This is a genomic window from Oceanobacillus sp. FSL W7-1281, assembly GCF_037969835.1.
Taxonomy (GTDB): Bacteria; Bacillota; Bacilli; order Bacillales; family Amphibacillaceae; genus Oceanobacillus; species Oceanobacillus oncorhynchi.
In genome coordinates this window covers 3,514,957-3,531,041 of record NZ_CP150214.1, presented here as the reverse complement: position 1 = coordinate 3,531,041, position 16,085 = coordinate 3,514,957, and the positions used below count along the sequence as shown (strand labels likewise).

General features: G+C 40.7%; 12 protein-coding genes and 1 pseudogene. All 13 read left to right on the top strand.

The features are described 5' to 3' along the window. Nucleotides 1-45 precede the first annotated feature (45 nt). The 13 genes and pseudogenes from MKX55_RS17410 (at nucleotide 46) to MKX55_RS17350 (ending at nucleotide 15,739) form a co-directional block, all read left to right on the top strand. Nucleotides 46-1,491, top strand: a complete 1,446-nt coding sequence (locus tag MKX55_RS17410; protein WP_339233705.1) for an aldehyde dehydrogenase family protein — start codon at nucleotides 46-48, stop codon at nucleotides 1,489-1,491. An 88-nt stretch (nucleotides 1,492-1,579) separates the two neighbouring features. Continuing rightward, the gene (locus MKX55_RS17405; protein ID WP_339179158.1) at nucleotides 1,580-2,707 is read left to right on the top strand and encodes a zinc-dependent alcohol dehydrogenase family protein; all 1,128 of its coding nucleotides are present in this window, start codon (nucleotides 1,580-1,582) and stop codon (nucleotides 2,705-2,707) included. 397 nt (nucleotides 2,708-3,104) lie between these two features. After that, complete coding sequence (locus MKX55_RS17400; protein WP_339233703.1) at nucleotides 3,105-3,956, top strand: CoA ester lyase; 852 nt, start codon at nucleotides 3,105-3,107, stop codon at nucleotides 3,954-3,956. Between the two features lie 33 nt (nucleotides 3,957-3,989). Continuing rightward, nucleotides 3,990-5,141 carry a CaiB/BaiF CoA-transferase family protein gene (locus MKX55_RS17395; protein WP_339179156.1) on the top strand — a complete coding sequence of 384 codons (1,152 nt, stop codon included), beginning with the start codon at nucleotides 3,990-3,992 and terminating at the stop codon, nucleotides 5,139-5,141. A gap of 18 nt (nucleotides 5,142-5,159) precedes the next feature. Next, complete coding sequence (locus tag MKX55_RS17390) at nucleotides 5,160-5,687, top strand: MaoC family dehydratase (RefSeq protein ID WP_339233700.1); 528 nt, start codon at nucleotides 5,160-5,162, stop codon at nucleotides 5,685-5,687. A gap of 65 nt (nucleotides 5,688-5,752) precedes the next feature. Continuing rightward, on the top strand, nucleotides 5,753-6,952 hold the full coding sequence (locus MKX55_RS17385; protein WP_339233698.1) for an acyl-CoA dehydrogenase family protein: 1,200 nt from the start codon (nucleotides 5,753-5,755) through the stop codon (nucleotides 6,950-6,952). 53 nt (nucleotides 6,953-7,005) lie between these two features. After that, the gene (locus tag MKX55_RS17380) at nucleotides 7,006-8,355 is read left to right on the top strand and encodes an MmgE/PrpD family protein (RefSeq protein ID WP_339233696.1); all 1,350 of its coding nucleotides are present in this window, start codon (nucleotides 7,006-7,008) and stop codon (nucleotides 8,353-8,355) included. 65 nt (nucleotides 8,356-8,420) lie between these two features. Further along, nucleotides 8,421-9,263, top strand: coding sequence for a fumarate hydratase (locus tag MKX55_RS17375; RefSeq protein WP_339233693.1), 843 nt, complete (start codon nucleotides 8,421-8,423; stop codon nucleotides 9,261-9,263). Between the two features lie 28 nt (nucleotides 9,264-9,291). Then, nucleotides 9,292-9,855, top strand: a complete 564-nt coding sequence (locus MKX55_RS17370; protein WP_339179150.1) for a Fe-S-containing hydro-lyase — start codon at nucleotides 9,292-9,294, stop codon at nucleotides 9,853-9,855. 20 nt (nucleotides 9,856-9,875) lie between these two features. Beyond that, nucleotides 9,876-10,234, top strand: a pseudogene (locus MKX55_RS17365) (VOC family protein). Between the two features lie 588 nt (nucleotides 10,235-10,822). Next, the gene (locus tag MKX55_RS17360) at nucleotides 10,823-11,848 is read left to right on the top strand and encodes a TAXI family TRAP transporter solute-binding subunit (protein ID WP_339233691.1); all 1,026 of its coding nucleotides are present in this window, start codon (nucleotides 10,823-10,825) and stop codon (nucleotides 11,846-11,848) included. Between the two features lie 321 nt (nucleotides 11,849-12,169). Further along, entirely contained in the window at nucleotides 12,170-14,191 is a 2,022-nt protein-coding gene (locus tag MKX55_RS17355; RefSeq protein ID WP_339179148.1) for a TRAP transporter permease, read from the top strand. A 105-nt stretch (nucleotides 14,192-14,296) separates the two neighbouring features. After that, nucleotides 14,297-15,739: an SLC13 family permease gene (locus tag MKX55_RS17350; RefSeq protein ID WP_339179146.1), complete on the top strand. Its 1,443-nt coding sequence runs from the start codon at nucleotides 14,297-14,299 to the stop codon at nucleotides 15,737-15,739. Nucleotides 15,740-16,085 lie beyond the last annotated feature (346 nt).

Below are 16,085 nucleotides of genomic sequence, written 5' to 3'. Positions count from 1 at the left end.
CGTCATGAGGCTTGTTTATGAAAGCATGGCAAGGAGGGGACGACGATGATTGATATCCATGAAAATGTTGCCGGGTCCATCATTAATGGAGAAGAAAGAAATGGAGAAAGAGAAGAACTGGCTGTAACCAATCCATATAATGGGGAGGTTATTGGAAAAATAGCATGTGCAACCACAGAGGATGTGCATGATGCCATTGATACTGCACAGCAGACTTTTGTTCAAATTATGAAGAAGATGCCGGCACATGAACGCTCTGCTATTTTGCGGAAAGCTGCTGACCGCTTGGAAGAACAAGAAGGAGCATTTGCTGATATATTGACGCTGGAGGCTGGGAAACCAATCAACGAAAGCCGCGGGGAGGTTATTCGGGCGATTCAAGTGCTGCGCTTTGCATCAGAAGGGGCAAAGTCGATTTATGGTGAACAGATTCCAATGGATAGTGCCATTGGCGGAGAACATCAAATCGGGATCACAAAGCGTGTACCGCTAGGGGTAGTTGCAGCAATTACTCCCTTTAACTTTCCATTAAATCTTGCGCTTCATAAGATTGCACCTGCCATAGCAGCCGGGAATACAGTCGTTCTTAAACCAGCAGAAAAAACACCGTTATCTTCGGTGATGCTTTATCACGTATTGGAAGAGGCAGGGCTGCCAAAAGGAGCGTTGAATATTGTGATGGGGCCGGGACAGCAGCTTGTAGAACCGCTGGTAACCCATAAGGATGTAAAAAAAGTGACGTTTACGGGAAGCGGAGCAGTCGGCTGGAAAATTCACGAAATGGCGAAAAAGAAAAAAGTAACACTGGAATTAGGATCCAATGCTCCCAATATTATTTTTGAGGATGGGGATTTAGATATTGCTGTCCAATCCATCCTGCAAGGCGGTTATACCTTTGCCGGCCAGGCATGTGTTTCTGCACAGCGGGTATATGTCCAAGAAAGTGTCTATCAGGCATTTACAGAAAAATTAGTTGCAGCAGCAGAAGCTCTAAAGCTTGGCGATCCACGTGAAGAGTCGACAGAATTAGGCCCGATGATTACAGAAGAAGCAGCAGAACGGGCGCAGTCATGGATAGAGGAAGCTGTGGCACAAGGCGCGGCATTATTAACCGGAGGACATCGAAAAGGAGCAGTTTTAGAGCCGACAATCATTGGAAGCACTACTCCCAATATGAAGGTCGTTTGCATGGAAGTCTTTGCTCCAATTGTAAGTGTCATTCCCTTTTCTACGGAAGAGGAGGTTGTTGCCTGTGCAAATGATACGGATTTAGGGCTGCATGCCGGCGTGTTTACACGTGATATCAACCGTGCCATGCGCATGGCGGATGCTATTGAAACAGGAGGAGTCTGGATTAACGAAGTATCCGTCAGGCGTTATGACCATATGCCATATGGAGGCGTCAAAGATAGCGGGATTGGAAAAGAAGGAATTAAATATGCGATAGAAGACATGCTGGATACAAAATTTGTTGGTATAAAGCTCTATTGATCTTTATATAAACGATTTAATCCATCACAGGCTTATTTAATAATGAAATGATGTTTTGCTATAAAAATAGGATAAGGAGTAGATGATCATGAATGTGAAAACAGCTGTATTACGAACCTCCGGAGCTGAAACACCCTATGCAGAAAGCAAACCGATTAAAATTGAAACAGTTGAATTAGATGCTCCAGAATTAGGAGAAGTATTGATTCAAATAAAAGCGGCCAGCCTTTGTCACTCTGATTTATCGGTTATTAACGGCAGCAGACCAAGACCATTGCCGATGGCGCTGGGGCATGAAGCGTCCGGTGTTGTTGTAGAAGCAGGAGAAGGGGTAACAGATTTAGAAGCAGGGGATCATATCGTCTGTGTCTTCGTCCCCAGCTGTGGCCACTGTATCCCTTGTAAGGAAGGCCGTCCGGCATTATGTGAACCTGGAGCGGAATCCAATACAGCAGGAACCTTGATTGGCGGAGGAATTCGCATGCACGAAAAGGAAGAAACCATCCATCATCATGTTGGCGTATCCGCTTTTGCCGAATATGCCGTCGTATCAAGAAATTCATTAATTAAAGTCCCTAAAGAGATCCCTTTTGAAAAACTAGCACTGTTTGGTTGTGCTGTGATTACCGGCGTTGGTGCTGTTGTCAATACGGCCAATATTAAATTAGGGAGTACTGTTGCGATTATTGGTCTTGGAGGAATTGGATTAAGTGCTTTGCTGGGAGCAATCTCTGCAGGTGCGAGCAGAGTGGTTGCTGTAGATATCAATGAATCCAAATTAAAACAAGCGAAGGAGCTGGGTGCAACGGATACATTTAATTCGAAGGATCCTGATGTCATCGAACAAATCCGTGAAGCAACGAATGGTGGACTGGATTTTGCATTTGAAACCGCTGGAGCCGTTCCGGCGATGGAGGTGGCTTATGGAATAACAAAACGCGGCGGAACGACAGTTACAACAGGATTACCGCATCCGGAGCATCATTTTTCCTTTCCGTATGTGAGTTTAACTGCAGAAGAAAAAAGTATTAAAGGATCCTATGTAGGAAGCTGTGTTCCAGATCGGGATATTCCGAATTATATTCGCTTATTTAATCAAGGGAGGCTGCCGGTTGATAAATTGCTTACTGATATTATTAAGCTGGAAGAGATAAATGAAGGATTTGATAAGCTGGCGAAAGGGGAGTCATCCAGAATTATTATTAAGATAGAATGAAGTTTCCATAAAACGAAACTTCATTAGTGGGAGTTTTTGTTCTTCTCCGTGATAAAAAGTTTACTATTAAACAAAAATCCATTTAGTTTATTGCATATATCATGATAAAAGCAGGGACAGAAGCAGCGTTAAAGGATAGATGAACGAAAAAGTTCAACTCTGTTCTGTCCCGTATACATAATCAGACTTGAATTTCTTATTGCTGAAAATTACAGGTATGCTTGAATAAGAGAGAGAGTATAGTGAGTCGTTAACATAGACTTAAATTTTAAAAAAATCAAAAAATACATTTACAGAAAGCATTGTATATATTATTATTAAATTGTATCCAATATCCAATATAGAAAATGCTTATTTATTAGTTTCCATGAAACATACGTGGAAAGGAGAGATTCTGATGTACAGATCTTGGCTATTTGTTCCGGGGAATCAAGAAAAAAATCTGAACAAAGTAAAGGATTTGCAGGCCGATGTGATTATTTATGATTTGGAAGATGCTGTACCAGTGAATGAAAAAGTAATAGCCAGACAAAAAGTGAAAGAAGCAATTTGTAAGATAAGTCAACAAGTGAATTTTGTACGTGTGAATGATTTAACTACACCCTATTTTATAGAAGACTTAGATGGAATTATCGCAGAGAATCTTTCTGGAATCGTTCTGCCTAAAGTGAATAATCAACACGATATTATCATCGCAGCTTATTTGCTTGGACAAATGGAGGAAAAGTATGGTTTAGAAGAAGGCTCGCTTGCTATCGTACCATTAATTGAAACCGCTTCCGGAATTCAAAATGTCCAAGAAATCGTCTGTGCGAGTAATCGGATTTTATGTCTCTGTTTCGGAGCGGAGGATTTTATGCTTGACCTTCATATCGATGCAGGGGAAATGGGAGAAAATTTAATGTATGCCCGAACACAGCTGGTGATTGCTTCCAAAGCGGCGGGAAAAGAACCGCCGGTTGATTCTGTTTTTATCGATTTTAAAGATGAAGAAGGATTAGAAAAGGAAACGGAACGTGCAAAGTGTGCTGGATTCCAAGGGAAGCTGCTTATTCATCCAAAACAAATTGCGCCTGTACATCATGCTTTTTCACCTACACGTGAGCAGGTGAAAGAAGCAGAAAAAATTATTGCTTTGTATGGAGAATCTTTAAAAAATGGAAAAGGTGCGCTTGAGATAGATGGAAAGATGATTGACGCTCCCGTGGTTGAACGGGCAAGAAAGGTACTATCACATGCTGACATGTAATGAACGAATGTATTTGAAATGGGGGAGAAGGATATGTTGCCATTAGAAGGAATCACCGTTGTTGCTTTAGAGCAGGCAATCGCCGCTCCATTTGCTACGAGGCAATTGGCAGATTTAGGAGCGAGGGTTATTAAAATAGAAAGACCGGATGTCGGGGACTTTGCCAGGGGCTATGATTCTACGGTGAATGGAATGTCCAGCCATTTTGTTTGGTGCAACCGTTCAAAAGAGTCAATGGAGCTTGATTTGAAATCAGATGAAGGAAAAGAGATACTTGGCAGTTTAATAGAAAAAGCGGATGTATTGATTCAAAATTTAGCTCCTGGAGCAATTGAAAGAATGGGCTTTGCACCGGAAGAGTTAACTGCGAAGCATCCCGAATTGATTGTGTGCAGTATATCAGGATATGGAAAAGGCGGTACTTATGAACAGAAGAAAGCATACGATCTCTTGGTTCAATGTGAGGCGGGACTTGTTTCAATAACTGGCAGTGAAGAAACACCGTCAAAAGCGGGGATTTCAATCGCGGATATTGCTGCTGGAATGTATGCCTATACGGGCGTTCTGACAGCTTTATTTAATCGGATGAAAACAGGAAAAGGAACTGTTATGGAGGTATCGATGCTTGAAGCACTTGGCGAGTGGATGGGCTATCCTGCTTATTATGCGGCATATGGCGGAAAAGAGCCTCAACGGTCCGGAGCCAGCCACGCAACGATTTATCCGTATGGACCATTTCTATGTGGAGATAACAAAACTGTATTTATCGGATTACAAAATGAAAGAGAATGGAAGCGCTTTTGCGAGTTTGTTTTAGAAGATTCCGCTTTAAGTGAAGACGCTAGATTTATTACAAATACGGATCGGTCAACAAACAAAGACGAATTAAAACAGATTATTGAAGCAAAGTTTGAAGCATTTACATCCGATCAAATTATTGAAAGGGTAGAAGAGGCCAAAATAGCCAATGCACGGTTAAATACGATGAAGGATTTCTTCGCGCATCCACAGCTGACAGCACGCAAGCGTTGGAAGCAGGTCCAGACACCGCAAGGAGAAATTGCTGCACTAAAACCGCCGGTGACTATGGCCGGAATAGATTATGTGATGAATCCGATACCAGACCTTGGCGAGCATACCGAAGCTATTTTAGAAGAGCTGGGATTGGCACAATCAAAAATATAACAAAATGGAGGAATAACAATGAGTGTAAAGGAAGGCTGGAAAGGCAGATTTTATGAGGATTTTGAAATAGGAGATATTTATTCGCATCCATTAGGAAGAACGGTAACAAAAACAGATAATATTTATATGACCTTATTGACACAGAATACAAACCCGATTCATTTTGATGATTATTATTCGGAGCAGACTGAATTTGGAAAACCGCTCGTCGATTCTACATTTACCATAGCTTTAGTAACAGGACAGTCTGTGACGGACCTTTCCCAGAATGCCATGGCAAACTTAGGCTGGGATGAAGTTCGTCTGCCTAATCCGGTGTTTGAGGGAGATACGATTTATTCCTATTCGGAAGTGCAGGATAAGCGCGAATCGAAATCCCGTCCGAATGTTGGCATTGTCAATGTTAAAACAAGCGGTTATAACCAAAGAGGAGAAGTTGTGATTACATTTAAACGAACATTTATGATTTATAAAAAGGATTCTGCCCCGACAAGAGAGAATAAATTATTGGAACAGGTACTGGAAAAAGAACTGCAAAACAAATAGTAAGTATGGAGAAATAGAACAGCTGCGTTTCGATAGTGTGTAAAAGTATAAAGGAGATGTTCGGAATGATTGATTCAAAACAAACAGATAAGCCGATTCAATTGAATGAAACAGAACGACAAGAATTAAGAGAATCTGTACGTGAATTATGCGAATCTTTCGGAAACGCTTATTGGAGAAAATTAGATGTCCCTCATGAATACCCGCATGAATTTGTAGATGCCTTAACCAAAGAAGGCTATTTATCCGTATTGATTCCTCAGGAGTATGGCGGAAAAGGATATGGGATTGCTGAAGCAACCATTATTTTGGAAGAAATCCATCGGGCCGGCGGGCATGCAGCTGCTTGTCATGCGCAGATGTATACGATGGGAGCATTATTAAGACATGGAAGCCCGGAACAGAAGGAAAGATACTTGCCTGGGATTGCCAAAGGAGAACTTCGATTACAGGCTTTTTCCATAACCGAGCCGGAAGCAGGATCGAATACGACCGGAATCAAAACCTTCGCTGAAAAAACAGAGGAGGGCTACGTGATTACGGGTCATAAAAACTGGACCAGCCGTGTTTTACAATCTGATTTAATACTCGTATTAGCCAGAACAACGTCACTCGAGCAAGTAGATAAAAAATCAAATGGAATCAGCCTCTTTTTAGTCGATTTACGTGAAGTCAGAGAAAATCAGCCCGATTCCTTTGTCGTTGAACCTGTGCGAACCATGTTCAACTACGCCACCAATAAAGTATGGTATAAGGAGATGAAGGTTCCGCATGACTGTATTATCGGGGAAGAAGGAAAAGGTTTTAAATACGTACTTGACGGGATGAATGCAGAAAGAATCCTGCTTGCTGCAGAAACGATTGGAGATGGTTACTTTTTCATTGATAAAGCGGTAGATTATGCAAACGAACGGGAAGTCTTTGACAGAAAAATCGGGCAGAATCAGGGTGTTCAATTTCCGATTGCACGTGCCTATGCATCTATTAAAGCAGCTGATCTCCTGCGTTATGAAGCTGCAGAAAAATTTGATTCCGGCGAAGTTTGCGGAGAAGAAGCTAATATGGCAAAGCTCTTGTCCAGTGAAGCAAGCTGGGAAGCGGCAAATGTTTGTATCAATACATTCGGAGGAAATGGTTTTGTTGATGAATATGATGTCGAGCGTAAATTCAGGGAGACGCGGATGTATCAGGTAGCCCCGGTGAACAATAATCTGATTCTCGCTTACCTTGGACAGCATGTGCTTGGGATGCCGAGGTCATATTAACCCCTTTTTTTGAATAGTAAGTGTGATAAATAAAAAAGTAGGTGGTTATTCCTGTGGGATTAAGCGAAAAACTTGCAGACTATATTATTGATACAGATTATGAGGATTTGCCAAAGGAAGTGGTTGAATTTACCAAGCTATGCATCATAGATTACTTTTCGTCTGCGATTGCAGGAGCAAGCCAATATCCCGTGCAAAAAATCGATGAATTGGTAAAAGAACTTGGAGGAACGCCTCAGGCTTCTTTAATAACAGGTGGGGAAACATCAGTAACGCATGCAGCATTATTGAACGGAGCGGCAAGTCACATCATGGAGCAGGACGATATTCATAAAGCCTCTATTATTCATGCAGCTACAGTTGTCATCCCGGCTGCATTAGCAGTAGCGGAATGGAAAAACCTTTCTGGCAAAGATGTTATTGAATCTATCGTGATAGGCTATGAAGTATGCTACCGGATCGGTGAAGCTGTCACTCCGTCTCATTACTATTATTGGCATAATACCGCAACATGCGGGACATTTGGTGCAGCAGCGGCGGCAGCCAAATTGCTCGGGTTAAATAAAAAGCAAATCATTCATGCGCTTGGAAGCGCAGGAACCCAGGCAGCAGGTTTATGGGAATTTATAGAGGATGGAGCGATGTCAAAGCAGCTGCATCCAGGGAAAGCTGCAATGAATGGTGTCATCAGTGCGCTTTTGGGAGGAAAAAACTTTACTGGGGCTAGTCAGATTTTAGAAGGGAAACGCGGTTTTTTTGAAGCGATGAGTGAGGAATATACCCTTTCAAACGTAACAGAGAGGCTGGGAGAGGAATTTAAAATCTTAGAAAACTCCTTTAAGGTCCATGCTTCCTGCAGGCACACACATCATGTGATGGATTTAATGATAGATTTGGCTAAAGAACGGCATATTCGTTTGGAGGATGTGGAGAGTATCCGTGTCAAAACATATCAGGTAGCCATCGATATTACAGATAATCCTGAACCAGATACGATATATGCTTCTAAATTCAGCATGCAATTCTGTACAGCTTTAAGTTTGCTGAAGGGTAAGGGAAGTGTTGATACGTTTAATGAAGACGCCCTTTGGGATGAAGCGGTTCGTGCTCTGATGCAGCGTATCGAGGTAAGCGTAGATGAGGATATTCAAAATCATTATCCTGAAAAATGGGGAGCTATCGCAGAAGTGAATTTAACCTCTGGAGAAAGGATTCAAAAGGAAATCGACTTTCCAAAAGGAGATCCGGAGAATAAATTATCTGTAGATGAGATTCTAGAGAAATTTCGGTCCCTGACAACGGATTTAACAGAGAACGAGCAGCATGTTCTATCCACTAACCTATTACAATTAGAGAATGCTAAATCGATAGAGCATCTATTTGAATTCGCAAAAGTGAAATAAATCCATTAAAAAGGACAGCGAAATGATGCGAAACCGGATTGAAAATAAAAAGGAGTGGCTTGCTCTTGAGACAAATTCATTACCAAGAGATTGTTGATCGTGTAAAAGAGCTCTGTCAGGAAGCAAATTATGATTTAGGGCAGGATGTTATCCAGGCGTTTGAGCAAGCAGTTCAAACAGAATCCTCAGATATAGGTAAAGGTGTGCTGACACAATTAATTGAAAATGCCAATATTGCCAGTGAAAATCGCGTTCCAATGTGTCAGGACACGGGTGTTTCCGTATTTATTGTAAAGCTTGGACAGGATTGTCATATTGCAGGCGGCAGCTTATATCAGGCAATTAATGAAGGGGTTAAACAAGGGTATGAAGAGGGGTACTTGCGGTATTCGATTGTGGATGACCCTTTAAGCAGAAAAAATACGGGAGACAATACACCTGCTGTGATTCATATTGAATTAACAGAAGGAGACAAATTAGAAATTCAAATGACTGCTAAAGGCGGCGGAGCAGAAAATATGAGTGCACTTAAAATGCTTACACCAAGTGATGGGCTGGAGGGAGTAAAAAACTTTATCCTGGATACGGTAAAGCATGCCGGGCCGAATGCTTGCCCGCCTTTAGTGGTAGGGATTGGCATCGGCGGAAATTTTGAAAGCTGTGCGTATCTGGCTAAAAAGTCTTTATTTAAACCAGTTGGAGAACGGCATACGGAGAGAGAAATTGCTCAATTGGAAGAAGAATTAATTCAATCGATTAATGCATTAGGAATTGGACCTCAGGGGTTAGGCGGTAATACAACGACATTAGATGTAAAGATTGAAACAGCCCCCTGTCATATTGCTGCTTTGCCAGTCGCTGTTAATTTAAATTGTCATGCAAGCAGACATAAGCATTTGGTTATCTGATTCGTTATTTTTACTTAGGAGGGAGCGTATGGTTCCGAAAAAAATACGTGTGCCATTTCAAGATGAAACAATCATCCAATCACTGCAGGCCGGGGATCAGGTATTGCTGACCGGCACCATTTTTACTGCGAGAGATGCTGCACATAAACGGATGGCAGAGCAATTGGAGAAGGGAGAAAAACTTCCTATAGATTTAACCAATCAAGTTATTTACTATGTTGGCCCGACTCCGGCACGAGAGGGAGAAGTTATTGGATCGGCCGGGCCGACAACCAGCAGCAGGATGGATAAGTATACACCATCTCTGCTTGAAAAAGGATTAAAAGGAATGGTTGGAAAGGGTTACCGCAGTCAGGAAGTGATAGATGCCATTTCTGCTAATCAGGCTGTTTACTTTGCCGCGATAGGCGGATCAGGAGCTTTATTAGCCCAGCGCATCCGAGCTGTTGAATTAGTAGCATATGAAGACTTAGGTACGGAAGCAATCCGGAAATTAGAAGTAGAAGATTTCCCTTGTATGGTTATTAATGATGCAGAGGGAAGGGATTGGTATAAGGAATCACAAGCTGCATTTAAAAGCAGTGCCGATTAATCTGATGTTGATTAGCTCACCTGGTGCTGACTGTAAAGGATATTGATAAAACCAGTACATTTTACAGTCAGGTTCTAGGAATGAAAGTTATTACATTTGGAGAGGGAAGAAAAGCACTACGTTTTGGGGACAGAAAATAAATCTGCATGAAGCTGGTAAAGAATTTGAACCAAAAGCAAAAACACCTATGCCTGGCTCGGCTGATTTATGTTTTATCACCGACGTGCCGATTTCAGATGTGATGAAGCATTTAGAGAGTTATGAAGTGATCGTTGAAGAAGGTCCAGTAAAAAGAACAGGAGCTTTAGGAGTATTAACTTCCTCTTATATTAGGGACCCTAATGAAAATTTAATAGAGATTTCGAATTATATTAATTGAGCAGTTGAAGTTACGGCGTGCTTTGTTTCATAGAATAATTACAATTTTAAAAAGTATTTAAGAAAATAGGTTGATTTTGCTAACATTTTCTAGAAAAGTTAATAAAAACAAATAATTCTAAAAATAGTTTACAAAATAGTTATTATGTTCTAAAATTAATTGTATCCAGTTCTACAATATCCTGAAAATATTTCCTGCACTAATGTAAGCGCTTTAGTTTTTTAGGAACCATGTACGGAAGTAGTTTTTAAGTATATCAATTTTATAAAGGAGGAGATGGTTAAAATATCATTTAAGCATGAAGAATGAAGGCGTATTTTAAGAGGATTCTCAAGCCATGAATGGCAAAGGGCGGATTATTGGCTCTCTATAGGAAACTTTCTGGACAAACAGTTTAAGTAGGGTAAGGAATACCTCCTTAGAAAGCATTATATTACCCTTAGGATTTTCCAGGACTGGAATTCAAAAAGGAATGAGACAGCTGGGAAGAACTTTTATTAGCAGCATATTGGAAATAGCTGTAATGAAAAATACGAAAGTCAGGTCAACAATTATTAACGGAATATTTAAAAAATAGGGGGATTTTTTATGAAAGGATTTAAAAAGCTATATTTATTCGCATTTATATTAGGACTTATATTTTTAGCGGCGTGTGGGGATGAAGAAGCAAGCGGTGAAGATAATGGAGAGTTTGAAGAAAAAGATTATCCATCAACAGTTACCATTGGGACAGCTTCACAAGGCGGAACCTATTACATTTGGGGAGGCGGCTTAGCTACATTGCTGGAAAATCATCTCGATGTTACATCAAATGTAGAAGTAACAGGCGGACCAGTACACAATATTCAACTTTTAGATGTAGATGATGTTCAGCTTGGCATGGTTACAACAGGTCCGCTATTTGAAGGGTATTATAATGAGGGAGACTGGGCTGAAAAAGAATATGATGATATTCGTGTTATCTTTCCAATGTATGATACCCCGTTCCATTGGTGGTCCAGTGAAGATTCCGGGGTCACAAGTGTTACCGAACATGAAGGGGAGCGGGTTGGTATAGGCCCTTCCGGCGGTACACCCGGCACGTATAATCCATTAATCTATGATGCGCTTGGCATTGAAACTGGCGAACAGGTTGCAGCAGGAGCAAGTGATATGGCGTCACAAATGCTTGATGGGCAGTTGGATCATATTGGCTTTTCAGCTGGAATGCCAATCGCAGCAGTAACAGAAGTAGAGACACAGATGGATATCACTATTTATGGGATAGATGGGGAAGAGCGGGAAACAGTAAAAGAAGCACTGCCGTATTTCGAGGATTTCGTCATACCTGCTGACACGTACGATTCCTTGGATAGCGATGAGGAGACAATAGCTCAATTTAACTTTGGAGTTGTTCAAAAAGATGCGAATGAGGAATTTGTCTATGATTTGGTGAAAGCATATCATGAGAATATTGATCAAATGATTTCTACCCACGCATCAGCTCAAGAATCTGAAGATCCGGAAACAATTCTGAGAAATGAAGAGTATCCGATGCATCCTGGAGCAATTCGCTATTATGAGGAGATTGGTATTGAACTTCCAGAAGCTGTTTATCCTCCTGAGTGGGAATAAATTCGGTTAAAGAAAAGGAAGATGTGATTTTTATTTATTGTCACAATGATAACTAGCCTTTGTTATAGCAAATCTTAAAACACGCTCTTATAGTAGTATAGGATAACAAAATAATCAATGAAATGAAAGCGTTTTATCAAGCGAGAGCAGCAGCTTCCCTTAAATGGAACAGCATAAGAAGGAGACTTCATGTACAAGGAAGGGCGGTGGGACTTCTAAGTCTCACCTCTATCCCTGCTCAATAGATAATATCCATTCGAATAAAAGCTTTCATAAAGATGTAATGTTATCATTTCGGCGTGTTAACAAGGAGGGCAATACATGTCAAAAGAGAAAAACCAAAAAAATTGGAATAAAGAAGGTGAAAAGCAGGTAGACAAGAAAGAGGAAATCGAAAACAAAAAAATAGATACCACGCTTGGAGAAGATGAAATAGAAACTTCTGAGCAGATAAGAAATCTATCTGGATTTGTCCGCTATCTATTTTTGACTATTGCTGTTATTGGAGCACTTTATCATTTATATATACTTAATTTTAATCCAATTGATCCTTGGGTATTCCGCAGCACGCATCTGGCTTTTGGCACCGTACTTGCTTTATTGCTTTACAAAGGCTGGAAGACAAAGTCAAATAAAGTGGCTATTATTGATTGGCTGCTGATTGCAGTTGCTATTTTTGTAGCTTTATATATTTATATTAATCTGAGTCAGCTTGTTTTCCGTTTTGGTGTAGCGCCTACTACGATGGACTTCATTGTTGCGCTTCTTGGTTTATTGTTAGTTTTAGAAATCACTCGCCGGGCAAGCGGCTGGATTTTACCTATATTGGCATTTGTTTTTATTCTTTACTGTTTTGCTGGGCCATATCTGCCAGGTATTTTAAATCATAATGGTTATTCAGTAGAAAGATTTGTAACATATGTTTATGGACTGGACGGCGTATTTGGGGTAACGACAGATGTATCCTCTAAATATATTATTCTGTTTATTATATTTGGAGCGTTTTTACAAATGTCCGGTGTTGGTCAATATTTTATTGATGTAGCTTTTAGAATAGCCGGCGGACTTAGAGGCGGACCGGCAAAAGTAGCCGTTGTTTCCTCTGGTCTAATGGGAATGATTAACGGGACCTCGGCAGGTAATGTGGTTGCAACTGGTTCCTTGACCATACCGCTGATGCGGAAAACTGGATACCGTCCTATGTTTGCCGCAGCTACAGAAGCAACCGCATCCTCAGGCGGTCAACTGCTGCCGCCGATTATGGGAGCCGGAGCATTTTTGATGGCGGAAATTACTGGAATACCTTATTCTAGTATTATTATAGCAGCAACCATACCGGCGATTTTATATTTTGTGTCTGTTTATTTTATGGTAGATTTCCAGGCTGTGAAAAGTGGAATGGTTGGGTTATCTCGAGACCAGCTGCCTAACATGAAAAAATTAATGAAGAAATTTTATCTATTTACACCAGTAGTGTTACTTATTTTTCTATTAGTTAATGGATTTTCTGTTATTTACGCAGGTACTGTTGGAATCGTGGCTTGTTTTATTCTAAGCTTATTCAGTAAGGAAACAAGAATGGGCCTGATGAAGATCTTAGAAGCATTGGAATTAGGCATGAAAAATGCTATTCAACTGATTGCCATTGTAGCTACCGCCGGGATTATTGTGGGTGTCATTGCCTTAACCGGCGTTGGTCAGCGTTTTAGCTCGATGCTGCTCACAATTGCAGATAATAATCTTATTATTGCATTAGTTTTTGCCATGGCCATTTCGATTATTCTTGGTATGGGAATGCCGACAACGGCCGCTTATGCTGTTGCCGCTTCTGTTATCGCTCCGGGATTGGTGAATCTGGGGATTGAACCAATTATTGCTCATATGTTTGTTTTCTATTACGCTGTTATTTCTGCCATTACACCTCCAGTAGCGTTGGCAGCATTTGCGGCGGCAGGTATATCGGGAACAGATCCGATGAAAACAAGTGTCGAAGCATTTAAAATTGGACTTGCAGCTTTTATTGTGCCATTTATGTTCTTTTTCAGTCCAGAATTATTGCTGGAAAGCGGGACAACGGGCGCAATCATCTTAGCGGTCATTACAGCATTGATAGGAGTATATTTATTATCTGCTGCTGTACAAGGCTGGTTTTTTGGGAAAAAAGCAAGCTGGTATAGCAGAATTATTCTATTAGGTGCTGCCATCATGTTTATGCTTTCCGGAATTCAAACGGATGTGATTGGGATTATTCTTACCATTGTATTAATAGGAATTCAAAAATATATTAATAAATCCGAGCCGCCCCAGGCTGTGGTACAGGAAGATGTCAGTGCATCGTCCTGACAAACAATGAGGAACCCCGTGCTGTCATGGTACGGGGTTCCTGTTAAAATAGTTTTTAGCTCATTGAGATAGGAAAAATTAAAATGATAAAAGAAGGCTGCTCTTATGTTATTCAGGAAAAAAACGAACCAACCAAGAGGTCGAATCCATGTAAATGGAAAAATTATAACGTTTTTACTATCTACGATTATTTTTATCGGCTTATTGATTTTTTTGCCGGCAGAGATTCCCTGGTCTGCAAAAGCTACAATCAGCATCATGGTGTATGGAATTTTGTTATGGGCTTTTGAGTCCCTTCCGCTTGGAATGACATCTGTTCTTACCATGGTATTATTGCTATTTTTACACGCTGTCTCCATTGATGTTGTCTTAAGCGGCTTTGGGTCTCCGGCAGTATTTTTAATTGTGGCTGGCATGATGATTGCCAAAGGAGTAAATGAAACTTCTTTGATGGACAGGATTACTTACATATTGCTGGCTAAGTGGGGAGCATCTGCTAAAGGGATTTTTATGGGCTTGTTTTTACTTATGCAAATCCAGGCTTTTTTTATACCTGCAACTGCAGTACGCGCCTCGCTGATGGTTCCAGTTGTTCTGTCTATTTTGAAATCTGTAGGTGCGAAAAAGGGGAGCAACTTTAGCAAGCTGATGCTGGTAGGAACAGCTTATGCAGGGAATGTCAGCGGGACAGCCATTTTAACAGCAGCTATCGGGAATATTTTGACCATTGAAATTTTACAATTATATACAGGGCGCACCCTATCGTATTTAGACTGGCTGTTATATGCTTTTCCGATATGGATTTTATTAATTATCGTTATTCCGTATATTGTTTGGAAATGCTACCCGCCTGAAAATTTTTCTTTTGAAACCTTATCTAACCAAATGAAAGAGAAAAAGAAGGAATTAGGGAGCATAAACGGTGCAGAACTGAAATGTATGATTATCCTGTTGGTAACAGTTATTCTCTGGATGACAGAGCCGCTCCATGGCTATCATCCTACCGTCCCGGCTTTAATGGCAGTCGTTTTAATGGCAATGCCTAAAATAGGTTTTGTAGAATGGCGAAAGCTGGTCGGTGTCAATTTTGATTTAGTTCTATTAATTGGAGCAACGCTCTCTTTAGGTTTCGCCTTAATTGAATCCGGAGCCATTGAAATCCTGGAGGTGCTGATTACCTCGGAACAAATCGTAAATATATTTGCGAATCCATGGCTTGCGATACTTATCGTTATTTTAATATCGCAGATTTACCATTTAGGGGTTACGAATGTATCAACAGCGGTAGTTACATTACTTCCTGTGCTTATCAGTCTGTCATTTCAGGCAAATCTTGACCCGGTAGTGATTGCTTTTACTTCTGCACTAACCATTTTATTCGGATATGTGTTAATTGTAGAAACGATGCCCAACGTTGTCGTGCACGGAACCGGAATGATAAATCAACAGGACTTTTACCTGCCTGGTTTATTATCCACACTTGCCAGCACGCTCATAACGCTTCTTGTTGCTTTTACGTGGTGGAAATGGCTGGGGTTTTGGCCTTAAATGTTCCTGTATGAGAATGTATTTATTATCCGCAAAGAGATGATTTGCATTGTATTTCGGCAGGGAAGAAATGCTTCTTTCCTGCCGAATATATGAAACACGATGTTAAACATATCTGTGTCCCGGAAATCAGAATGAAGCATCTTGCTTGTTTGGCAGCTGGCATTTTCCGCTGATTCACCCAACATTACTAAACCGGACACAAACTGTTCAAAAAATCAACGCAATTCAAAAATAGAATGTGCTACACTAACGGTGAGGGAGTTATTCTCTGGAAAGAAAAACTGGAAGGTATCTTTTTTTTAACTACATTTGTGAATTTATTCACAAATAATTTTACAGATTT